At 63.2% G+C, this 21,384-nt stretch carries 24 protein-coding genes; 14 read left to right on the top strand and 10 right to left on the bottom strand.

Annotated elements, in window-relative coordinates; genetic code table 11:
- Positions 1-51 precede the first annotated feature (51 nt).
- The 5 genes from CK220_RS12305 to CK220_RS12285 all read right to left on the bottom strand — a co-directional run bounded on the left by CK220_RS12305 (position 52) and on the right by CK220_RS12285 (position 6,046).
- Entirely contained in the window at positions 52-2,220 is a 2,169-nt protein-coding gene (locus tag CK220_RS12305) for a VWA domain-containing protein (RefSeq protein ID WP_095811789.1), read from the bottom strand.
- A gap of 2 nt (positions 2,221-2,222) precedes the next feature.
- The gene (locus CK220_RS12300) at positions 2,223-2,786 is read right to left on the bottom strand and encodes an RNA polymerase sigma factor (RefSeq protein WP_095811788.1); all 564 of its coding nucleotides are present in this window, start codon (positions 2,784-2,786) and stop codon (positions 2,223-2,225) included.
- Between the two features lie 73 nt (positions 2,787-2,859).
- Positions 2,860-3,588, bottom strand: coding sequence for a dienelactone hydrolase family protein (locus tag CK220_RS12295; protein ID WP_095811787.1), 729 nt, complete (start codon positions 3,586-3,588; stop codon positions 2,860-2,862).
- Between the two features lie 98 nt (positions 3,589-3,686).
- Positions 3,687-4,382: a 4Fe-4S dicluster domain-containing protein gene (locus CK220_RS12290; protein WP_095811786.1), complete on the bottom strand. Its 696-nt coding sequence runs from the start codon at positions 4,380-4,382 to the stop codon at positions 3,687-3,689.
- Between the two features lie 89 nt (positions 4,383-4,471).
- Entirely contained in the window at positions 4,472-6,046 is a 1,575-nt protein-coding gene (locus CK220_RS12285; RefSeq protein WP_095811785.1) for a trimethylamine methyltransferase family protein, read from the bottom strand.
- Between the two features lie 280 nt (positions 6,047-6,326).
- Between CK220_RS12285 and CK220_RS12280 the strand changes: the two genes are divergently transcribed.
- Positions 6,327-7,025, top strand: a complete 699-nt coding sequence (locus CK220_RS12280; RefSeq protein WP_095811784.1) for a B12-binding domain-containing protein — start codon at positions 6,327-6,329, stop codon at positions 7,023-7,025.
- 83 nt (positions 7,026-7,108) lie between these two features.
- Here CK220_RS12280 and CK220_RS12275 read toward each other — a convergent pair whose 3' ends face one another.
- Complete coding sequence (locus CK220_RS12275; protein WP_019858698.1) at positions 7,109-7,246, bottom strand: entericidin A/B family lipoprotein; 138 nt, start codon at positions 7,244-7,246, stop codon at positions 7,109-7,111.
- A 59-nt stretch (positions 7,247-7,305) separates the two neighbouring features.
- On the opposite strand from CK220_RS12275, the gene CK220_RS12270 reads away from it, so the two are divergent.
- The 7 genes from CK220_RS12270 to CK220_RS12240 all read left to right on the top strand — a co-directional run bounded on the left by CK220_RS12270 (position 7,306) and on the right by CK220_RS12240 (position 12,752).
- Positions 7,306-7,935 carry a DUF1638 domain-containing protein gene (locus CK220_RS12270; protein WP_095811783.1) on the top strand — a complete coding sequence of 210 codons (630 nt, stop codon included), beginning with the start codon at positions 7,306-7,308 and terminating at the stop codon, positions 7,933-7,935.
- A gap of 164 nt (positions 7,936-8,099) precedes the next feature.
- Positions 8,100-8,675, top strand: coding sequence for a DUF4893 domain-containing protein (locus CK220_RS12265; RefSeq protein ID WP_095811782.1), 576 nt, complete (start codon positions 8,100-8,102; stop codon positions 8,673-8,675).
- 116 nt (positions 8,676-8,791) lie between these two features.
- Positions 8,792-9,574 carry a formyl transferase gene (locus CK220_RS12260; RefSeq protein WP_095811781.1) on the top strand — a complete coding sequence of 261 codons (783 nt, stop codon included), beginning with the start codon at positions 8,792-8,794 and terminating at the stop codon, positions 9,572-9,574.
- A 135-nt stretch (positions 9,575-9,709) separates the two neighbouring features.
- Entirely contained in the window at positions 9,710-10,012 is a 303-nt protein-coding gene (locus CK220_RS12255) for a virulence factor (RefSeq protein WP_041003951.1), read from the top strand.
- Positions 10,005-10,604 carry a methylenetetrahydrofolate reductase C-terminal domain-containing protein gene (locus CK220_RS12250; protein WP_095811780.1) on the top strand — a complete coding sequence of 200 codons (600 nt, stop codon included), beginning with the start codon at positions 10,005-10,007 and terminating at the stop codon, positions 10,602-10,604. Before CK220_RS12255 ends, CK220_RS12250 begins: the two co-directional genes overlap by 8 nt.
- The gene (locus tag CK220_RS12245) at positions 10,601-11,695 is read left to right on the top strand and encodes a methylenetetrahydrofolate reductase (RefSeq protein WP_095811779.1); all 1,095 of its coding nucleotides are present in this window, start codon (positions 10,601-10,603) and stop codon (positions 11,693-11,695) included. The genes CK220_RS12250 and CK220_RS12245 overlap by 4 nt, the downstream gene beginning before the upstream one ends.
- A gap of 79 nt (positions 11,696-11,774) precedes the next feature.
- Positions 11,775-12,752 carry a methyltetrahydrofolate cobalamin methyltransferase gene (locus CK220_RS12240; RefSeq protein ID WP_095778498.1) on the top strand — a complete coding sequence of 326 codons (978 nt, stop codon included), beginning with the start codon at positions 11,775-11,777 and terminating at the stop codon, positions 12,750-12,752.
- A 79-nt stretch (positions 12,753-12,831) separates the two neighbouring features.
- Here the strand turns inward: CK220_RS12240 and CK220_RS12235 are convergent, their stop codons facing one another.
- Complete coding sequence (locus tag CK220_RS12235; RefSeq protein ID WP_245429148.1) at positions 12,832-13,074, bottom strand: hypothetical protein; 243 nt, start codon at positions 13,072-13,074, stop codon at positions 12,832-12,834.
- An 89-nt stretch (positions 13,075-13,163) separates the two neighbouring features.
- Between CK220_RS12235 and CK220_RS12230 the strand changes: the two genes are divergently transcribed.
- From CK220_RS12230 to CK220_RS12220, 3 genes are all read left to right on the top strand, one after another.
- On the top strand, positions 13,164-15,233 hold the full coding sequence (locus CK220_RS12230) for an ASKHA domain-containing protein (RefSeq protein WP_095811777.1): 2,070 nt from the start codon (positions 13,164-13,166) through the stop codon (positions 15,231-15,233).
- 183 nt (positions 15,234-15,416) lie between these two features.
- On the top strand, positions 15,417-15,602 hold the full coding sequence (locus CK220_RS12225; protein ID WP_095811776.1) for a hypothetical protein: 186 nt from the start codon (positions 15,417-15,419) through the stop codon (positions 15,600-15,602).
- 233 nt (positions 15,603-15,835) lie between these two features.
- Positions 15,836-16,795, top strand: a complete 960-nt coding sequence (locus CK220_RS12220; protein WP_095811775.1) for an alpha/beta hydrolase — start codon at positions 15,836-15,838, stop codon at positions 16,793-16,795.
- Position 16,796: 1 nt separating this feature from the next.
- On the opposite strand, the gene CK220_RS12215 is transcribed toward CK220_RS12220, so the two are convergent.
- Positions 16,797-17,696, bottom strand: coding sequence for a LysR substrate-binding domain-containing protein (locus CK220_RS12215; protein ID WP_095811774.1), 900 nt, complete (start codon positions 17,694-17,696; stop codon positions 16,797-16,799).
- Positions 17,697-17,916: 220 nt separating this feature from the next.
- On the opposite strand from CK220_RS12215, the gene CK220_RS12210 reads away from it, so the two are divergent.
- The 3 genes from CK220_RS12210 (at position 17,917) to CK220_RS12200 (ending at position 19,847) form a co-directional block, all read left to right on the top strand.
- Positions 17,917-18,102 carry a hypothetical protein gene (locus CK220_RS12210; protein ID WP_095811773.1) on the top strand — a complete coding sequence of 62 codons (186 nt, stop codon included), beginning with the start codon at positions 17,917-17,919 and terminating at the stop codon, positions 18,100-18,102.
- Between the two features lie 334 nt (positions 18,103-18,436).
- Positions 18,437-18,571, top strand: coding sequence for a hypothetical protein (locus tag CK220_RS32780; RefSeq protein WP_082980636.1), 135 nt, complete (start codon positions 18,437-18,439; stop codon positions 18,569-18,571).
- Positions 18,572-18,908: 337 nt separating this feature from the next.
- Positions 18,909-19,847, top strand: a complete 939-nt coding sequence (locus CK220_RS12200; RefSeq protein ID WP_348626470.1) for a GlxA family transcriptional regulator — start codon at positions 18,909-18,911, stop codon at positions 19,845-19,847.
- Positions 19,848-19,994: 147 nt separating this feature from the next.
- Here CK220_RS12200 and CK220_RS12195 read toward each other — a convergent pair whose 3' ends face one another.
- Together CK220_RS12195 and CK220_RS12190 are read right to left on the bottom strand one after the other, a co-directional pair.
- Positions 19,995-20,336 (bottom strand): beta/gamma crystallin-related protein, encoded by a 342-nt coding sequence (locus tag CK220_RS12195; protein ID WP_095811772.1) that lies wholly within the window; start codon positions 20,334-20,336, stop codon positions 19,995-19,997.
- A gap of 117 nt (positions 20,337-20,453) precedes the next feature.
- Complete coding sequence (locus CK220_RS12190; protein ID WP_095811771.1) at positions 20,454-21,302, bottom strand: DUF1194 domain-containing protein; 849 nt, start codon at positions 21,300-21,302, stop codon at positions 20,454-20,456.
- Positions 21,303-21,384: the final 82 nt, after the last annotated feature.

Here is a 21,384-nt window from a genome sequence, read left to right as displayed (position 1 = left end):
AAAGCCGGCAGGTCGGACCACCGGCTCTTTGTTCCAGGGGCGGCACCCACCCTATTTGTTGGTGCCCAGCGACGAGGCTAGCCGCACTAGCGACAAGAATTCCGCCCTGTAGCCGAACGGATCGGCGCCGCGCGCGGCGTTGGCGATCTCCAGGATCCGGTCATAGCCGAAATTCGCCGTCTGATCCTCGTCCCGCAGCTTCTGCCCAAAAGCCGCGACCGCCACCGAAAAGCGCTGGCCGACGCCGGCTTCTTCGAAGGACGGCACCTCGTTGGCCGCGGTCACCGGTGTGGCGATCAGTTTCGAGACATTCTCGTTCGGCAGCTTGTAGCGGATTTTCACGAAGGCATATTCGCCCGCATTGGCAACGCCGCCATTGTCGACCTTCGCTTCGCCGTAGCGCAGCGGATCGACCTGCTCGGCGCCGCTGCCCTTGGGCGTGATCTCGTAGATGGCCGTTACCGAATGACCGGAACCGATATCGCCGGCGTCGACGCGGTCGTTGTTGAAATCCTCGCGCTTCAAGGCACGGGTCTCGTAGCCGACAAGGCGGTATTCCGACACCTTGGCCGGGTTGAACTCGACTTGGATTTTCACATCCTTGGCGATGGTGAACAGCGTCGAGGACGCATCCTCGACCAGCACCTTCTCGGCCTCGGCCAGCGTGTCGATATAGGCCGCCGTGCCATTGCCGTTCTGGGCAATGGTCTGCATCATCTGATCGTTCAGATTGCCGCGGCCGAAGCCGAACACCGAGAGGAACACGCCGGTCTTGCGCTCCTTCTCGATCAACCGTTTGAGGTCGTCGTCATCGGTCTGGCCAATGTTGAAATCGCCGTCGGTGGCAAGCATCACGCGGTTGATGCCGTCCTTGACGAAGGACTGCTGAGCAAGCTTGTAGGCTTCCTTGATGCCTGCCTCGCCGGCGGTCGAACCGCCTGGCTCCAGATTGTTGATGGCCGCAAGAATCTTCTGCCTTTCCGCGGCTTTTGTCGGCATCAGCACCGTGCCGGCATTGCCGGCATAGGTGACGATGGAGACGGTGTCGTCGGCCTTGAGCTTGCTGACCAGCAACCGGAACGCCGACTTCAAGAGCGGCAGCTTGTCCGGCTCGTCCATCGAACCCGAAACGTCGATCAGGAACACCAGGTTGGCCTTCGGCGCCTCGACCGGCTTCACTTCGAAACCCTTGATCGCAACATGCATCAGCTTGGTGCGCTCGTTCCAGGGCGTCGGCATGACGGTGACGGTCGAATTGAACGGCGTCGCGGCCGAGTCCGGCCCCTTCCAGTCATAGGGGAAGTAGTTGATCATCTCTTCGACCCGGACCGTACCTGGGTCGGGCAGAATACCTTCCTTCAGCGAGCGCCGGACGAAGGAGTAGGAGGCAGTGTCGACATCGATCGAGAAGGTCGACACCGGATCCTGGGCGGCTTGGTGCACCGGATTGGTCTTGAAGGTCTCGATGCGGTCGCGGTTTTGCTCTTGCGGCTGCATCTGATCGGCCGGCATGGGCGCCGGCTGAACCATCAGTTTGGAGTCGGCGACGGTGCCAGCCGGCATCTCGGCAGGCTGCATGGCGATTGCCGGCGCCTGGGCATTCGCGCGTCCGCCGGCGGCCAGCTGGTCAACCTCCGCAGGTGCAGGCGGCGGCGGAGGCAGTGCCTGTGGTACTTGCTTGGCATAGTCCTTCAACGCCCCGTATTCCTGCCCGGTCCGGTCATCGGATCGGCTCAATTCAGTTTTCGGCGGCGATGCCGGCGCGACCTGCGTGTCGTCTTCGGCACGCCTCTCGCTGTCGGCGTCGGTCTTCTTGTCCTTGGCAGGGGCGGCTGCCAGCGGCTCGTTGATCCCGGGCTGGTTCGGTACAGGCTTCTGCGCAACCGGCTTGTCCGCCGCCGTTTCGGTGACCCTCCCGTTGGAAACAACGGGCGGTTGCTCCTTCAGCATCTCAAAAGCGGCATAGCCGGCGATAGGCAGCGCGACCAGCGCGGTCAGGGCCGGCGTGGCAATGAGTTTCCGTTGCATGATTTCTCTCCAGAGCCTTTGTGCTCGCTCCGTGAGACGAAGGCCTGTCGCCGATCCTTGGGCGGCGGTGGAAAATTTTTCATCCATGTCGAAGGCATGCATCGCAGCCGCCAGCGCGCGGGCCTTCGCTTCGCTGTCAGGCGCAGGCGCGGTGATGTCGCGCATCCTTTCGAGTTCGTTGTCGTCGACCATGGTCACACTTTCCCGGCTGAACGCATGAGCACCTTCAGCCGTTTCTTTGCTTCATGGATGTGCCAGGAAACCGTCGCCTCCGAGATCGCCATCACCTCGGCCGCCGCCGCGTGGCTCAACCCTTCGCCGTAGACGAGCAGCACCGCGTCGCGCTGCTTGTCCGGCAGCATGCGCACCGCCGCCCACAGCGCCTCGGTCGGGTCCTGGACTTCCGCCGGGCCCTCCCCCGCAATCAGCGCATAGGTGCCAAAGGCTTCGGTCTTGGCGGTGTCGCGGGCGCGCTTGCGAATCATGTCGCGGGAAGCGTTCAGCGTCATGGCGTAGAGCCATGTCGTGAACGCGCCGTTGCCCCGATAGTCGCGGATTGCCCTGCCGAGCCGCACGCAGACATCCTGGGCGATGTCCTCGGCGTCTGCCTTCCTGCCGCACCAGCGATAGGCGGCGCGATAGACGAAGCCATAGTGCCTTTCGAGCAATCTGCCGAAAGCCCCCCTGTCTCCGCCCCTCGCCCGCCCGATCAATTCGGCATCGGAGGCTTCGCTGTCGTCCAGCATCATCGCCGTCATTTGCCTGTTGGACGAAGGCTAATGGCGATTCCTTGGGGCGATGGAAAGATTTTTTTGCGGCAGCCTCCGCGCCCTACCCCAAGGTTTCGGCGAACAGCGTGGTAAGCCGCTTCCAATGGCGCTCGGCGCCCGCTTCGTCATAGACGCTGTGGTCCTTGACGCACCAGCCATGACCGACGCCGACATAGTTCTCGATCGTATGGTCGACTTCGGCGACTCTCAGCGCCTCTGCCAGCCGCGCGGATTGCTCCGGCGGAAAGCTGCGGTCCACGCCGGCGACCCCGACATAGATGCGTGCCTTGATCGACGCCGCCTTCCGGTGCGGGCTGTCGGGCGCGTCGCTTGCCAGATTGCCACCGTGGAAGCTGGCCGCGGCAGCAATGCGGTCGGGATAGGCCGCGGCGGCATTGAGAGCCCGCGCGCCGCCCATGCAATAGCCGACGACGCCAACCGGCCCGTCTAGGCCTTCGGCAGTGAGCGCATCGAGGAAGGCGGCGCTATCGCGGATGGTCATCTCTTGCGTGGTGCCACCGCTCAGCGCCGTCAGTTGAGCCCTGGTCTTGTCATCACCGAAGGCAGTCTTAGGGTCGAACGGTCCATAGGGCACGCTGCGATAGAAGAGATCGGGCACCAGCACGGCATAGCCATGCCCTGCGAGGCGTTCGGCCATCTGGTCGAGCGTCGGCCGCGGGCCGAAAATATCCATATAGAGGATGACGCCGGCCTTGGCCGCCGCCGGTCGGAACAGCCCGGCCTTGGCCTTCCCGTCCCGGGTTTCGATCTCGATCTCTTGCTTGGCCATGCTGCTCTCCGTCGGCTGTTGCGCGATAGATATCCGGCTGGAGCGCTCCGGCAAGACAATCCCGGAGCCTGGCGTTCAAGATTTCGTGCGGACGGCTTTCATCCTAGGGCCGAGCAAAAGGCCGCCATATGAAAGGCCTGCGCTTCTGGGGGATAGCGGTAGTCCGTGCCGTAGGGACATGCATTGCGGTCGAGGCAGCCGCCGGTTCGGCAAGGCCCGCCGCGAGGACCACGCACATGGCCAAGGCAGGCTTCATGGGCAAAGCCCTGTCCGGAATAGGCATCGACCGGACAGGATTTCATGCAGGGTCTTTCGGCGCATGTGTCGCACAGATGAATCGCTTCTCGAGGTTCGGCGAGGTAAATCTCTTCCTCGAACAGCAGTGCGCCTCGGTAGGCATGCCAGAGTCCATATTGCGGATGCATGAGGATGCCGAGCGGTGACGGCTTCAACCCTTCGGCGCGCATCGCCCATTGCTGGAACGGCAGATAGGGCCGATCGGAGGGCGACACGGCGCGAGCGCCGAATTCTTGCGCCACAATGCCAATCACCTCCCGCGACCAAGTGTCGAGCGGATTGATGATGGATTGCGGCTGCCCCTCAAGCCAGCGCTGGAAGTGCGGCCAAGGTGCGGCGCCCGCCTGCCCGACCAGGAGGGCGGACTTGGCAGGCGCACCTGCAAGCCCCGCAGGCACGGCTTCATCACCAGCGAAGCGGAAGCCACCCCGAAGGATCAGGCCGTGGGCGGCAAGCGCGGCCGCGGTCCCTTCGATCGTGCCGCGCGAAAAAGTCATCCCTTCCGGTCCGGGTCGGAGAACGCGCTCCGCCAGACTTCCTTATGGATGATGTTGGCGACTTTAGCCCGGCCTGACTCGGGCTCCTTTCAAGTGAAGGCGTCGGCCATCGAGGCCTTCTTCCTGGCAATGAAGTCCTTCAGCGCCTCGTCGATCGCCGGATCGAGATGCGGCGCCTCGTAGCTTTCCAGCCAGCGGCGGGCGAGCTCGTTGGCGCGCTGCGGCGCCGTCTTCTCGCCTTCGGCCAGCCACTGCTCATAGGAATTGTTGTCGGCGATGTTGGAGCGGTAGAAGGCGGTCTGGAAATTCGCCTGCGTGTGGTCGCAGCCGAGATAGTGACTACCCGGACCCACCTGGCGGATGGCATCCATCGCCTGCCCGTTCTCCGACAGATCGACCCCCTCGGAGAATTTTTGCGTCATGCCGAGCTGGTCGATGTCCATCATGAATTTCTCGTAGCAGGAGGCGAGACCGCCCTCGAGCCAGCCGGCCGAATGCAGTACGAAATTGGTGCCGGCAAGGATGGTCGAGTTCAGCGTGTTGGCGCTCTCATAGGCCGCCTGCGCATCCGGAACCTTCGAGGCGCAGAGCGAGCCGCCAGTGCGGAACGGCAGCCCGAGCCGGCGGGCGAGTTGTGCTGCGCCATAGGAGACCAGCGACGGCTCGGGCGTGCCGAAAGTCGGCGCGCCCGACTGCATCGAGATCGACGAAGCGAAAGTGCCGAACAGCACCGGCGCGCCGGGCCTGATCAGCTGCGTGAACGAGGCGCCCGCGAGTACCTCGGCCAGGATCTGCGTCAGCGTTCCGGCAACCGTCACCGGGCTCATCGCGCCGGCCAGGATGAACGGCGTGACAATGCAAGCCTGGTTGTGGCGCGAATAGACCTTCAACGCGCCGAGCATGGTCTCGTCGAACACCATCGGCGAGTTGGCGTTGATCAGGCTGGTCAGCACCGTGTTGTTCTCGACGAAATCGTCGCCGAACACGATCTTGGCCATCGCCACCGTGTCCTCGGCGCGCTCCGGAGCGGTCACCGAACCCATGAACGGTTTGTCCGAATAGCGGATATGCGAATAGACCATATCCAGATGGCGCTTGTTGACCGGCACGTCGACGGGCTCGCACACCGTGCCGCCCGAATGGTGGATCGACGGCGCCATATAGGCGAGCTTCACGAAATTCTGGAAATCCTCCAACGTCGCATAGCGGCGGTTGCCGTCGAGGTCGCGCACGAAGGGCGGGCCATAGACCGGCGCGAACACCGTCGCCTTGCCGCCGATCTGCACCGAACGCTCCGGGTTGCGCGCATGCTGGGTGTAGATCGAAGGCGCGGTCTTGAGCAGCGAGCGGCAAAGCCCCTTGGGGAAATGCACGCGCTCGCCTTTCACATCGGCGCCGGCCTCTTTCCACAGCGCGAGCGCCTCGGCGTCGTCGCGGAAGATGATGCCGATCTCTTCCAGCACCGTGTCTGTGTTCTTCTCGATCAGCGCCAGGCCTTCCTCGTCGAGGACCTCGTAGACGTTGATCTTGCGTTTGATATAGGTGAGCTGGGTGCCCGGACCGCCGCCTGCGCGCGCCGCACGCCTGGCCGCCGCGCCGCCGCTGGCGCCGCGTCCGCGTCGTCCGCCCGACGCTTCCTGCTCGACTGCCGCGTTATCGCTCATGATCGTTCTTCCTATAGATTTTAGATTTGGCCTGAATTGGCTCGCGGCCGGTTCGCCGCCGCTTCTCTCCGGATCGTAGCCATGCACCCTATTGGAAACGGCCCGCCAGCGCCAACGCCTGTCGCAAAATCGACAAGAAAACCGCCAACTTTTCAGTCGCTTTCCTTTTGCGGGAAGTCGCAAATCAGCTATGGCTACCTTGCCCTCGCGGGTTAGGTATTGGCGCATCGATTTTTGAGCTGCAGCAAGCATTCCGAGCAGCAAGGAGCCCGAGGAAAAAATGGCCGACGACGAGATCATCCTTTCCGAGCTTTCCGACGAGGAACTCGTGCAGCAGATGCATGACGACCTTTATGACGGGCTGAAGGAAGAGATCGAGGAAGGCACGCATATCCTTCTTGAGCGCGGCTGGCAGCCCTACACCGTGCTGACCGAGGCGCTGGTCGAAGGCATGCGCATCGTCGGCGAGGATTTCCGCGACGGCATCCTGTTCGTGCCGGAGGTGCTGCTCTCGGCCAACGCCATGAAGGCCGGCATGGCCATCCTGCGCCCGCTGCTTGCCGCCACCGGCGCGCCCAAGCAGGGCAAGATGGTGATCGGCACCGTCAAGGGCGACATCCACGACATCGGCAAGAACCTCGTCGGCATGATGATGGAAGGCGCCGGCTTCGACGTCATCGACCTCGGCATCAACAACGCGGTCGAGAAATATCTGGACGCCATCGAGCAGCATCAGCCCGACATCATCGGCATGTCGGCGCTGCTTACCACGACCATGCCCTATATGAAGGTCGTGATCGACACGATGAAGGAAAAGGGCATCCGCGACGACTACGTCGTGCTGGTCGGCGGCGCGCCGCTCAACGAGGAATTCGGCAAGGCTGTCGGTGCGGACGCCTATTGCCGTGACGCCGCGGTGGCGGTAGAGACCGCCAAGGACTACATGAAGCGCAAGCACAACGTTCGCGCTTCCGCCTGACCCCAGGGCATCAGGATGGATCGAAAAAAGCCGCGCCTTGCAGCGCGGCTTTTTTGTTCCCAGATGATGATGAGGCTGAACGATCAGTTGGCGACAGTGTCTTTGACCGCCCTCGCCGTCGATTTGACGTCCTTGCCGACGCCTCGAATGGTGTTGGCGCAGGCGGTGAGTGCAAGCGCGCAGGCAAGGATGGCAATCGGCGCGATGCGTAGCAGTTTCATGGACAGTATCTCCCTCGACAGATAATTAGCCCCGCAGCGAAAACCGGCTCGACTGGTTCATGGTCAAAACGCAAAAAACGAAACCGAATCAAACAGACAGGCTGCTCGTCATCGCCTGCGGGATGATTGCGCGCGAAGTTTTGGCCGTCAAGCAACAGCTAAAGCTCGATCACCTCGAGTTGACCTGCCTGCCGGCCGAGCTCCACTTCTATCCGGACCGCATCGCGCCGGCCATGGACAAGGCCATCGAAAAGGCCAAGGCGGAAGGCTACAACCACATCTTCGTCGGCTATGCCGATTGCGGCACCGGCGGCATGCTCGACCGCGTGATCGAGAAGCATGGCGTGGAGCGCATGGCCGGCCCGCACTGCTTCGCCTTCTACCAGGGCATGGACGCCTATGGGAAGGTCGCCGACGGTGACATGATGTCGTTCTACATGACCGACTTCCTCTGCCGCCAGTTCGACGCCTTCTTCATCAAGCCCCTCGGCCTCGACAGGCATCCCGAACTGATCAAGGACTATTTCGGCAATTACGAGAAGCTGATCTATCTCGCGCAAACCGACGATCCGGAGCTCGACAAGGTTGCCGAGAAAGCCGCCGCGATGCTCGGCCTCGCCTATGAACGCCGCTCGACCGGCTACGGCGATCTCACGGGTGAACTGGCGCGGGCGGCAGCCAACGCCTGAGGCTTTCGGGGCTGCTTCAACGGCGGCCAGCGGATCGGAAATCGACTTGCAGACGAAGCCCCGTCGCCTCCGCTGTTAACCCCGGATGACAGCGGCCTGCGAACGGGTAAGTTGTGCCCCAGCAGACCAAACAGCTATTCCAGCCACCGATTCGGGAAACGTCCATGATCCCTCGCCTGCTGCTTGCCGCCCTTTGCCTCATGGACTTCGCCCTACCCGCCCATGCCGACGGCGAGGTGCAGAAGCTGATCACCGCCGCGGACAAGGCGCGTCTCGACCGATTTGGCGAGACGCGCAAGGCCGCGCTTGAGGAAGCGAAAGCCGGCGATCCGGCCGAGGTCAGACAACTCGATGCGCTGCTCGCCAAGCCGCTGGTCGCTTTCTCCGACAAGGATCTGACCGGCAACTGGAAATGCCGCACCATCAAGGCCGGCGGCTTGAGCCCGCTCGTCATCTATGGCTGGTTCAAATGCAGGATCACCGACGACGGCTCGGGCTGGCGGCTGCAGAAAATCAGCGGCTCTCAGCGCACCGCCGGTCGCTTCTTCGACGACGGTGAGAAGCGGGCCATCTATCTCGGCTCGTTTTCGGTCAATGACGACAAGGCCGAGCCCTATGGCAGCGGCCCCGAAAGCGACCAAGTGGGCTATGCCTTCCGCAACAGCGCCACCGAGTGGCGCATCGAATTCCCCGCGCCCTATTACGAATCGAAGCTCGACATCATGGAATTCAAGCGCTGACTGAGCCCGAAAAGTTGCAGACTTTCGGACGAGGATCATGCGTCGAACCACTGGGTCCACCAAGGGTTAACCCGCTCGCCCTAGCATGCGCCCGACTTTGAAAGCGGGTGCTTGCCATGGCAACGTCGGAATCCAGTCCGCGACGGATTGTGGTCGTCACTGAAGGCGGCCCGCATATCTGGGCGATCGTCAACGCCATCGCCGACCGCGTCGGCCCTGTCAGGGTCATACTCGAAACCCCTGAATCAAAAAAGCGTTTGCTGCTCGGCCGCGCCCACCGCCAGGGCTGGATCTCGGCCATCGGCCAGCTCGGCACGATGGTGCTGACCAGGCTCGGCAAGCGGTTCCTTGCCGGCCATGCCGCCCGGCTGATCGCCGAGGAAAAGCTCGAGACAGAACCTCGCCCTGACCAGACGATCATCCAAGTGCCTTCCGCCAACGGGCCGGAATGCCTTCAGGCGATCGAGAAGATCGGGCCGGGCGTCGTGCTCCTCGCCGGCTGCCGGCTGCTGTCGAGGGATACGCTCGCCAAGATGCCTTGCCCGGTGCTCAATTATCACGCCGGCATCGCCCCGAAATATCGCGGCATGAATGGCGGCTACTGGGCGCTGGCCTCCGGCGATGAAGCGAATTTCGGCACCACCGTGCATCTGGTCGATGCCGGCGTCGACACCGGCGGTGTGCTGAAGCAGGCGCGCGGCAAGCCGAAACGCGGCGACACGATCGCCAGCTACGCGTTGCGGCAGGCGGCATTTTCCCGCGACATCTGCGGCGAGGCAGTGACCGACGCGCTGGCCGGAAAGCTTACGACGATCGATCCCGGCCTGCCCTCGAAACAGTGGTTTCACCCGACGATCTGGTTCTATCTCTGGACCGGCCTGACGAAGCGCGTCTGGTAATCGGCCGGCGTCGGAATTTCAGCACTCGCTTTGCGTCATCGACAGCGTCGCTTTTGAAGGCGCGCGCGTCGTCCCATAACAAGCGGCACAAGGGCGCATGCGGCAATGCTCCCAACATCGAGGAGTTGAGAATTCATGGCCGATCTGATCGTCGTCTATTGGCGCGACATCCCTGCGCAGGTCATCGTCAAGAAGGGCCGGCAAAACGCCAAGCGCGAGTTGCCGCTGCGCTTCACCGAGGCGATCGACATGTGCGCCATGCGCACCGGCGCCGGCGGCACGGACGATTACCTCGCCGAGTGGCGCAAGGCCGATCCGGTTCCGGTCGGCGACGATATCGAAGCCGAGGTCGAGAAGGCATACCAGGAACTCGATGCGAAATATGACCGCGAGCGGCTGGTCGCTCTGGTCAAGGCTGGCGGGAAAGAAAATGTCTGAGAAGCAGCCGGCGGTCACGCAGGCCACCCTGGTCAAGAAGGCAGCGCCGAAGTCCGACTACAAGCCCGCGGACGTGTCGCCGCAACGCCGCGTTCAGCGCACTTTTGCCGTGAGATTGTGGTCCATCCGCCACTCGCGGCTGCTCGAGTGGTTCTATAGCAGGTTCGCCGATGTCTTCCTGCTCATGCATCCTTTGTGGAAGGGCATCGGCTACGGCCGTGTCGAAGCGCCGGTGAAATTCGTCGAGAAGCGCGTCAAGGGCTTCATGTTCGACTGCCGTATGTGCGGCCAGTGCGTGCTCTCCTCCACCGGCATGTCGTGCCCGATGAACTGCCCCAAGCAGCTGCGCAACGGCCCGTGCGGCGGCGTGCGCGCCAACGGCAATTGCGAGGTCGAGCCGGACATGCCCTGCGTCTGGGTCAAGGCCTGGGAAGGCTCCCGCAACATGAAGCATGGCGACAAGATCCTCACCGTGCAGAAGCCGGTCGATCAGTCGCTGCGCGAAACCTCGGCCTGGCTCAGGGTGACGGCGCAGGCGGCCGCGGCGCGTGAAGCCGCCCAGAACCCGCAGAACCCCGGAGCTTCAGCATGAGCGTCCGCCACCAGCGCGACGAGAATCCGGCCGGCGTTCACCTGCCGCTCGATCCCCTGCCCGGCCATTCGTCGCGCGGCCGGCTGGAGCGCGTGCTGCGCCGCGGCGAGTTCGCGGTGACGACCGAGCTCAACCCGCCCGACAGCGCCGACCCTGAAGACGTCTACAACCGCGCCAAGATCTTCGACGGTTGGGTCGACGCCATCAACGCCGTCGACGCCTCCGGCGCCAACTGCCACATGTCGTCGGTCGGCATCTGCGCACTTTTGACCCGCATGGGTTACGCTCCGATAATGCAGATCGCCTGCCGCGACAAGAACCGCATCGCCATCCAGGGCGACGTGCTGGGCGGGGCGGCAATGGGCGTCGCCAACATGCTCTGCCTCACCGGCGACGGCGTGCAGGCTGGCGACCAGCCGGGCGCCAAGCCGGTCTTCGACCTCGATTCCATGTCGCTGCTCGAAACCATCCGCATCATGCGTGACAACGGCAAGTTCCTGTCCGGCCGCAAGCTGACAACACCGCCGCAGGTCTTCCTCGGTGCTGCCGTCAACCCCTTCGCGCCGCCTTACGATTTCCGTCCGATCCATCTCGGCAAGAAGATCGCCGCCGGCGCGCAATTCGTGCAGACGCAATATTGCTTCGATGTGCCGATGTTCCGAACCTTCATGCAAACGGCGCGCGACCTCGGCCACACAGAAAAAGTCTTCATCCTGTGCGGCGTCGGGCCGCTCGCCTCTGCCAAGACCGCCAAATGGATCCGCTCCAACGTGCCGGGCATCCATATCCCCGATGCAGTGATCAAGCGGCTCGAAGGCGCGCAGGACCAGAAGAAGGAAGGCAAGCAGCTCTGCATCGACATCATCAACGAGGTGAAGGAAATTCCGGGCGTCGCCGGCGTGCATGTCATGGCCTACCGCCAGGAAGAGTATGTCGCCGAGATCGTCGATGAATCCGGCGTGCTGAAAGGCCGCCAGCCCTGGAAACGGGAGATCCGCCGCGACGACCAGATCGTCGCCGAGCGCCTCGACCACATACTGCACGACGAGATTACCGAAACCCAGGTCGACATGGTGAAGACCGCGCATTGAGGCGCGGCCGGCACCTGTCCGCTTGAATAAGACCAGATAACGATATAAAGAACTCTTTATATCCCGACGGAGAGATTGCATGACCCGCACCATCGTCGCCTCGGCGACCCGAGAAATCGTCATCGGCTTCGATCAGCCCTTCTGCGTGATCGGCGAGCGCATCAACCCGACCGGCCGCAAGAAGCTGGCCGCCGAGATGGTGGCAGGCAACTTCGAGACCGTCATCAAGGATGCGCTGGAACAGGCCGCCTGCGGCGCCACCATGCTCGACGTCAATGCCGGCGTGACCGCCGTCGACCCCAATGCGACCGAGCCTGCGCTTTTGGTGCAAACGCTGGAGATCGTGCAGAACTTGGTCGATCTGCCGCTGTCGATCGACTCTTCGGTGACCGCCGCGATCGAGGCGGCGCTGAAGGTCGCCAAGGGCCGCCCGCTGGTCAACTCCGTCACCGGCGAGGAAGAGAAGCTCGAAGCCATCCTGCCGCTGGTCAAGAAATACAATGTTCCGGTCGTAGCCATTTCCAATGACGAGACGGGCATCTCGATGGATCCGGACGTCCGCTTCGCGGTCGCCAAGAAGATCGTCGAGCGCTGCGCCGACCACGGCATTCCCGCGCATGACGTCGTCGTCGACCCGCTGGTGATGCCGATCGGCGCGCTGGGCGATGCCGGCCGCCAGGTGTTCGCACTGCTGCGCCGTTTGCGCGAGGAGCTCAAGGTCAACACCACTTGCGGCCTTTCCAACATCTCGTTTGGCCTGCCGCATCGCCACGGCATCAACGCCGCCTTCATCCCGATGGTGATCGGCGCCGGCATGACGAGCGCCATCATGAACCCGGTCCGCCCGCAGGAGATGGAGGCCGTGCGCGGCGCCAACGTGCTCAACGGCACCGACGAGAACTGCACCAACTGGATCCGCACCTACAAGGACTACAAGCCGGCCGAAGGCGGCCATGCGGTCGCGGCTCCGGTCGCGGTCACCGCCCCTGGCGATGGCGCCGCCGCTGCCGGCGGGCGTCGCCGCGGCGGCCGAGAAGCCCGGATGGCCAGGGGATAAGCGCGCAATCGTGAGCCGCACTGCAAACAGCGCTGATCCGATCGCATCGTCGATGCGGTCGGAGAAGTCTGCTTTGCGGTCAGGCGACGCCCAATATGGCGTCGAACAATACCATTCCTGCCCAGGACCCGAAGATACCTGTAGCGCCGCCGACGATGAAATCATCGTCGTAGGCGGGCCAGAATGCGTGGAGCAGGAGCGCTCCGACGATCGCGCCGAGAATTCCGGAGGCCAGATATTGCGGATTGCGCAGCCATGGGCCTTTGAGCACGCGCACCATGGTGAAAGCGGTGAAGATGGCGGGCAGCAGAATATCCGACATGTTTGGCCCCTGGACCAACGTACACTCCACCCAACAGTAAAACGATCCGTTAAACGATATCGGCAATTGCCATCGAGACGCGTGCCAGCATGAATCCCCCGCCCAACATCACCGATCCGCTCGTGCTGTTCATGCCGTCAGGCAAGCGCGGGCGGTTTCCCGTTGGCACGCCGGTGCTGGACGCCGCGCGCCAGCTCGGCGTCTATGTCGAGAGCGTGTGCGGCGGCCGCGCCACTTGCGGGCGCTGCCAGATCGAGGTGCAGGAAGGCAATTTCGCCAAGCACAAGATCGTCTCTGCCAACGACCACATCTCGCCCAAGGGCGCCAAGGAAGAGCGCTACGAGCGCGTGCGCGGCCTGCCGGAGCGCCGCCGCCTCTCCTGCTCGGCGCAGATCCTCGGCGACCTCGTCATCGACGTGCCGCAGGACACGGTCATCAACGCCCAGACCATCCGCAAGGCCGCCGACACCAGGGTTATCGCTCGCGATACGGCGATCCGCATGTGCTATGTCGAGATCGAAGAGCCCGACATGCACAAGCCGCTCGGCGACCTCGACCGGCTCAAGATCGCCTTGATGAAGGACTGGGGTTTCAAGAACGTCGAATTCGACTTCTATCTCATGCCGCAGGTGCAGGGCATTCTGCGCAAGGGCAACTGGACCGCCACCGCCGCCATCCACAAGGATGCGGACAGCGACATCGCGCGTGTCATCGCGCTGTGGCCCGGCCTGAAGAACGAGGCCTACGGGCTCGCCTGTGACATCGGCTCGACCACCATTGCCATGCATCTGGTCTCGCTGCTGTCGGGCCGCGTCGCCGCCTCTTCCGGCACCTCGAACCCGCAGATCCGCTTCGGCGAGGATCTGATGAGCCGCGTCTCCTATGTGATGATGAACCCGGATGGCCGCGAGGGCATGACGGTCGCCGTGCGCGAGGCCGTTTCCGGCCTCGTCGACAAGGTCTGCGCGGAAGGCAATGTCCAGCGCAACGACATCCTCGACGCGGTGTTCGTCGGCAATCCGATCATGCACCACCTGTTCCTCGGCATCGACCCGACCGAGCTTGGCGGCGCGCCGTTTGCGCTCGCCGTTTCCGGCGCGGTGCGCATCAAGGCCTCCGATCTCGGCTTGAAGCTGAACCAGGGCGCGCGCCTCTATATGCTGCCTTGCATCGCCGGCCATGTCGGCGCCGATGCCGCCGCGGTCACGCTCTCCGAGGGTCCGCACCGCCAGGACGAGATGATGCTGATCGTCGATGTCGGCACCAATGCCGAGATCGTGCTCGGCAACAGCACGCGCGTCGTTGCGGCCTCCTCTCCCACCGGTCCGGCCTTCGAGGGCGCCGAGATTTCCGGCGGCCAGCGGGCAGCGCCCGGCGCCATCGAGCGCGTGCGCATCGATCCGGACACGCTCGAACCGCGCTACCGCGTTATCGGTTCGGAACTCTGGTCCGATCAGCCGGGCTTTGCCGAAAGCGTGCAGGCGACCGGCGTCACCGGCATTTGCGGCTCCGGCATCATCGAAGTGGTGGCCGAGATGTATCTCGCCGGCATCATTTCCGAGGACGGCGTCGTCGACGGATCGCTGGTTGCGCGCTCGCCGCGGATCGTACCCAACGGCCGCACCTTCTCCTATGTGCTGAAGGACGGCGAGCCGAAGATCACCATCACCCAGAACGATGTGCGTGCCATCCAGCTCGCCAAGGCGGCGCTCTACGCCGGCACCAAGCTGTTGATGGAAAAGCAGCACACCGACCATGTCGACCGCATCCATTTCGCCGGTGCCTTCGGATCCTTTATCGACCCGAAATACGCCATGGTACTGGGGCTCATTCCCGATTGCGACCTCGACAAGGTCTCGGCCGTCGGCAACGCCGCCGGCGCCGGCGCGCGCATGGCACTCCTCAATCGCGGCTACCGCCGCGAGATCGAGGAGACGGTGAGCAGGATCGAAAAGATCGAAACCGCGCTGGAGCCAAAATTCCAGGAGCACTTCGTCTACGCCATGGCGCTGCCGAACAAGGTCGATCCTTTCCCCAAGCTTGCGGCCGCAGTGAAATTGCCGCCGCGCAAGGCGACGAGCGAGGACGGCGCCGCGGGCGACGCCACCCCGCGCCGGCGCTCGCGCGAGGAGCGAGCGGCGCGGCGTGGGCGCGAATAGCTCCCCTTCGGCCGACACCTCTTTTCAGTTCGTTTGCATACAAATGTTTCCGAATCCACCGATCCGGAAACCGGAACACTGTTTTCGTGAAATCCGCCGGAAACATGCCGGGCGCATTTACCCGCCATCGAAGGGCTGGCGCGAAATGTCTTCAAGCCGGCGCGACCTTCCGGAGGAACCACTATGTCGATGTTCGATAACCTCAACCGCTTCGGCGTGACCATCAGGCAGGCTCATGCCCGGAGCAAGGCGATCCGCGCGCTCAACGACCTGCCGGTACATGTCCAGAAGGATATCGGCTGGCCGGCCTCGCCGCCGAGCGACCCGCAGGCAGCCCTGCACACGCTGCTCCTGGGCACCGCGCGCTGATGACCTTCGCCGACAAATGCAAACTGCTTAGCAAGCGCCGAGGCCGGCAAGCGGCCTCGGCTGCCGGCGACAACAAGTTGCGCGCCGCGCTGCTGCCAGGGCGTCGGTGACGCGACCGCCGTCGCATCACGCCGATGTGCCCGCGGCGAACCTTGACATTTTTTACCGAGCTACAATCTTCGCATAGCAGGGGGAATGTCTCTTAGTCGGCTCGACCGAAGTCCGTGTTCCGTATGCCCAGTTTGAAAAGCCACGTCGTTTCGTTCATTCTCAGGCACAGCCGCAAGCAGGCCTTTTCCAGTCCCGAAAATCTGCAGCGCTGGATCGCCTACGCCCGCAAGACCGAAGACTATCATCCGCCGGCCCTACTGAAGGCGCGGCTGGATATCGCCGAGACCAGCGTCGATGGCTTCCCGGTCTATGAGATCGCGCCGAAACCAGGCGAGCATCGGCGCATCCTCTATTTGCATGGCGGCGCCTTCGTCTTTCAGATCACGTCCTATCACTGGGTGCTGATTGCCGAGATGGCGGAGCGGCTGGGTTTCGGCATCACCGTGCCGATCTATCCGATCGCGCCGGAGCATAATTTCCACGACATGTTCGGCATGGTCGGCGACGTCTACCGGCGGATGCTGCAAGAAACCGATGCCAAGGACATCATCTTCATGGGCGATTCCGCCGGCGGCAACATGGCAGTCGTGCTCACCATGATGGCCGCCCAGGAAGGCCTGCCCTCGCCGGCGCGCCACGTGCTGATCTCGCCCGGCCTCGATATGTCGTTGTCGAATCCGGAAGTGTTCGAAGCCGAACGCAATGACCCCTGGCTCGGCATCCCCGGCGGACTTGAGGCGATCCGGCTCTACAGCGCCGGCATCGACCGCTCCGACTGGCACATCAGCCCACTCTACGGCGATCTCTCGGTGCTGCCGAAGACGCTGCTGCTCACCGGCTCGCGCGACCTGCTCAGCCCCGACAATCTGATCTTCGCCGAACGGGCTCGCGCCGCAGGCGTCGAGGTCGATGTCGTCTACGAGGAAGGCATGTTCCACGTCTGGCCGCTGATCGATATGCCGGAAGCGCGGCGCGCACGTGACAGCATCGTCGACTTCCTCACAGCCGAAATCGTACCGCAGCGAGCCCATGCCTCGCGCCGAACCACCTATGCGGCGCGACCTGCGCCGGCGGCCGAATAACTCAGAACTTGCCGGTTTCCCGGAACAGTTCGAAGGTCGCGCGGATATGGTCGGCAACGGCCTTGACCGGCGCGCTGGCATCGGGTGCCACCACCATGGCGAGATTGTAGGTGCCGATATCGGGCATGCCGTCCTTTGCGCCCAGCGAAACCATCTCGTCGCCGAGGAAGGACTTCGGCAGCGGCGCGACGGCAAGGTCGGCCATGATGGCGGCGCGCTGACCGGCGGTATGAGCGCTCATATAGGCGATGCGGTAGTTGCGGCCTTCCCGGCCGAGCGCTTCCAGGGCGCCGGCCCGCCAGGCGCAGCCTTCTTCCCAAAGCGAAACTGGCAGCGGTTCGCGCAGATGCGCGCAGCCGCCCTTGGCGCCGGCCCAGACGATCGGCTCGGTGAGCAGCACCTCGGCGCCGACCGCGCTGGTCTTGTAGGAATTGGTGAGCAACGTGATGTCGAGCGCGCGGTCGTCCATGCGGCGGCGCAGATTGACGCTCTGGTCGATGATGACGTCGACGGCGATCGACGGATGCGATTGCGCGAAGCGCTTCAACACGTGAGGCAGCACGCGCTCGCCATAGTCGTCGGGAGAGCCGAGCCTGACCACGCCGACGATGTCGGGAATGATGAACTTCGACACCACTTCGCGGTTGATCGACAAAAGCCGCCGGGCATAGCCGAGAAGCATCTCGCCGTCCGTGGTCAGGGTCACCGAGCGCGCGTCGCGCGCGAAGACGGAACGGCCGAGAATGTCCTCGAGCTTCTTGATCTGCATCGAGACGGCCGAGGGGGTGCGGAACACCGCATTGGCGGCGGTGGTGAAGCTGCCGGTCTCGGCGATCGCCACGAAAGTGCGCAGCACGTCGAGATCGAGTAGCGGCAAAGGATGGTTGAGAGGGGCGTTCATCGGGGTTTGCCTTCAATTTTTCTGATGCAAATGATCATCCCATTTCGTTTGATTGAACATCACTTCGAGCGCATAGTCAACTCGATCGATGCAGGATGCGGCCAAAAGCAGCCAACGGACGACCACCACGCAGACCTGCCATCGACATGAAATGAAGCTGAAGCAGACCTGACGTAACCCATTGCCGGGCGCCTCCCTGCCCGAATCAAGGAGAAAGAAAATGTCTATCCTGTCATCTATCGGTCGGCTCGCGACCGAATTCAGCGCGGCTCGCGCCCGCTACCAGACCGAACGCGCAATCCATGCGCTGCCGATCGAACTGCAGAAGGATATCGGCTGGCCGGAAGCCGCCGACACCAAGACTGGCTTGCGCTACGGCGTGGGAACCTGGGCCGGAGCCAAGTAAATAAGTGTGCATCAAGTATTAAGGGCCTGCCGCGCGTCAGACCGGCAGGCCTTTTTGTTTGTACTCAAACGACTTTTCCAGCCATGCGGCCATCGCATGACGCATATGAACCACTCGCATAGCGGCGTCCGTTTCGAATTAACGCCCTGTAAACAAAAATAAATTTCGAGCACGGAACTCAAAGATGCCGCATGGATGTCGCTTTTCATAACAAGCGCTTCGTTTTTGCGATTTAGTTTTGGCTGAAGCAAGCCTATATCACCGCCAGCAAAAACGAGCTGCCCCACTCCATTAAGCGAAGGCGACCCGTCTGAGCAACCAAATGGAGATGATGATGAAGCTCTTTGCCCGCCTGTTCCCCCGTCGCGAAATGAACCTGACGACCGCTCTTGAGCGTCAGCGTCTTGCCAAGACCATGCCCGGCCAGACCGGCGCCATGGCTGCCGCTCGCCTCGGCTTCGTTGCCTGAGGCAGCAGTTCGAACGGTACCTGTTGCCGTCGCGCTGAATGAAATTCAACGCCGCCCGGCTCCGCCGTGGCGGCGTTTTGCTTCTGACGGCGCATTCGTTGGAACCTGAAGTAGCAACCTTCAGTCTCACGCCATTGACGATTGCCCGTTTGCGACCCGTGTCGCAAATTTAATCGTCGCTTACCCGTCTAGCCGATTGACAGGAATGATTTTTCCTGATGTCGCTATGCTATTAGCGACATTCTGTTCGCGTCATGGCCGCGTGAGGTTTCCCGTGAATGCCGTAAAGCACCCGATCAAGAGATCGTTTGTATTCTTCCTCATCCCCGACTTCACCATGATCGCCTTCGCGACGGCGCTCGACCCGCTCCGCTCGGCCAACCGGATGCTCGGCTACGAGGCCTATAGCTGGCGCCTGGCCAGTATCGACGGCAAGCCCGTGCGCGCCTCGAACGGCGTCGAATGCGCCGTCAACACATCGCTCGAGGAAGAGCGCAGGAAGATGGCCGGGCCGGACCGCCCGAACATGGCGATCGTCTGCAGCGGCATGAATGTCGAGCGCTATCACAACAAGTCGGCCTTCGCCTGGCTGCGCGAGGAATACAATCGCGGCGTCGCCGTGGGCGGCCTGTGCACCGGCGCGCACATCCTGGCGGCCGCGGGCCTGCTCTCCAACAAGCGCTGCGCCATCCATTGGGAAAACCTGCCGGGCTTCTCGGAGGCCTTTCCCAAGGCCAATGTCTTCGCCGACCTCTTCGAGATCGACCAGAATGTCTACACCTGCGCAGGCGGCACCGCGGCGCTCGATATGATGCTGAAGCTGATCGGCGACGACTTCGACGAAAGCCTCGTCAACCGCGTCTGCGAGCAGGTGCTGACCGACCGCGTGCGCAGCCCGACGGATCGCCAGCGCCTGCCGCTGCGCGCCCGTCTCGGCGTGCAGAATTCCAAGGTGCTGACCATCATCGAATTGATGGAGGCGAACCTCTCCGAGCCGCTCTCCCTGATCGAGATCGCCGACCACGTCGATCTGTCGCGCCGGCAGATCGAGCGCCTCTTCCGCACCGAGATGGGCCGCTCGCCTGCCCGCTACTATCTCGAGATCCGGCTCGATCGCGCCAGACATCTGCTTATCCAGTCCTCGCTGCCCGTGGTGGAAGTGGCTGTCGCCTGCGGTTTCGTCTCGGCCTCGCACTTCTCCAAATGCTACCGCGAGCTCTATGCCCGCTCGCCGCAGCAGGAGCGCGTCGACCGCAAGCAGTTGCTGGCCGCCTGAGCAACAAGGCTACGAAAACCTGCGCGGACTGGTCTGCGCGGTCCGCATCCGCCTCGACGCGGATGTCTTCGGTCAACTGCGCCTTCAGCGCCGAGAATTCCGGGCTGGTTTTCGGCGTGGCGTTATGACCGCTCGCCGGTTCGACCCTCAATATCGGTCGCAATAGCACTCCGCGGACGAGATGCGGTCGTTCCAGCCGGAACCTCCGAAATCGCGGACCCTGCGGTTGAGCTCGATCGAGCGGCCGCGCCTTCCTGCATTCTCATAGGCCACGAGCGTACAGCCCCGCCGCACGAGGACCGAAGAAACGCGGTCGTTCCAGAACCCGCCCCGGAAATTGACGGCGTCGTCAGGCCCCATTTCAAGCGAGCGTCCGCGAAAGTTTGCATTCTCGAACAGCACGCAGGCGGCCTCGCCGTAAAATTGGGCGCTGGCGCTTCCGGCAAATATTGTCGACGCAAGTGCCGCCAGGATGACCAAAGGTTTCATGTATTATTTCCTCATTTCATGGCGTTGCGCGATGGCGCCGGCCCGATCACATTTTGCCATTGTGCCACACGAGGAAGCAAGTCCACGGCCGCCGCTCCGGTGGGCCGTTGCCGACCGTCACCGGCTGTCCGGCATCCAGCCGCGGTTGCGCCACATCTTCTCGCCGGCCAGGCAATCGGCGGCCGGCCTGTCGTCGGCGAGCACGACCGGCGGGTGTGCCGCCTCTTCTGCCGCCCATTGCCGCGAGGCCGGACCGGCGAGCTCGAGCACCAGCTTGCGGCGGATCGCTTCCGGGAATTGTGTCCAGTCGTTGACCGGGATCATGAAGGCACCCGGCCCGCCGATCACGCAGTCACTGTAGTAGCGGTCGAGATTGGCGACGTCGAAGGCGCCGCCGTACCCGCCCCTTGTCATCAGCGGCAGTCCGTTGATGGTGATGCCCTGCCTCACCACCTCGTCCCGCGTGATGTCGACCGGCGCGCCCTGGTTGTTGGGTCCGTCGCCCGAAACGTCGATGACGCGCTTGGTCCCCTGAAAGCCGCTTTCGGCGAAAAGGTCGCTGCCGAAGGCCAGCGCGCCGGAGATCGAAGTACGTCGCGCGCTGTCCGGTGGACGCGCGTTCATCTGCGCAACGACCCGTTCGGCGTCTGCGCGATTGGCAATCGCTGTCCACGGTACGACGACCCGCTGCCATCTGGTGCCAGCCCACTCGACATAGGTGACCGCGATCTTGCCGTGGACGCCGTCGGCGATGGCCTTGAGCACGTTGTCATCCGTCAGTGCCGCCGCATAGCCATGGCGCTGGATCTCAAGTTCGGCCGGCGACATGGAGAGCGAAACATCGACTGCGAGCACCAGCTCGACATCGACCGGCTCTATCGCACTCGATGGCGAGGTCAGAGCGAGGAGCAGCGCCAGCGCGGCGGCACCGGAAAGCCAATGCCTTGTTCGGCCCAAAGCGGACATGACCCAACGGTAAGCGATAATCGCGCATGAACAAAGCAAAAAGCCCCGACGCCGACCGGGCCTTCTACCAATCCGGGCGAAC

The organism is Mesorhizobium sp. WSM3860 (genome assembly GCF_002294995.1).
Lineage (GTDB): Bacteria > Pseudomonadota > Alphaproteobacteria > Rhizobiales > Rhizobiaceae > Mesorhizobium.
Note: the sequence above shows the minus strand (reverse complement) of the source record. Positions and strands in the feature narration are given on the sequence as shown.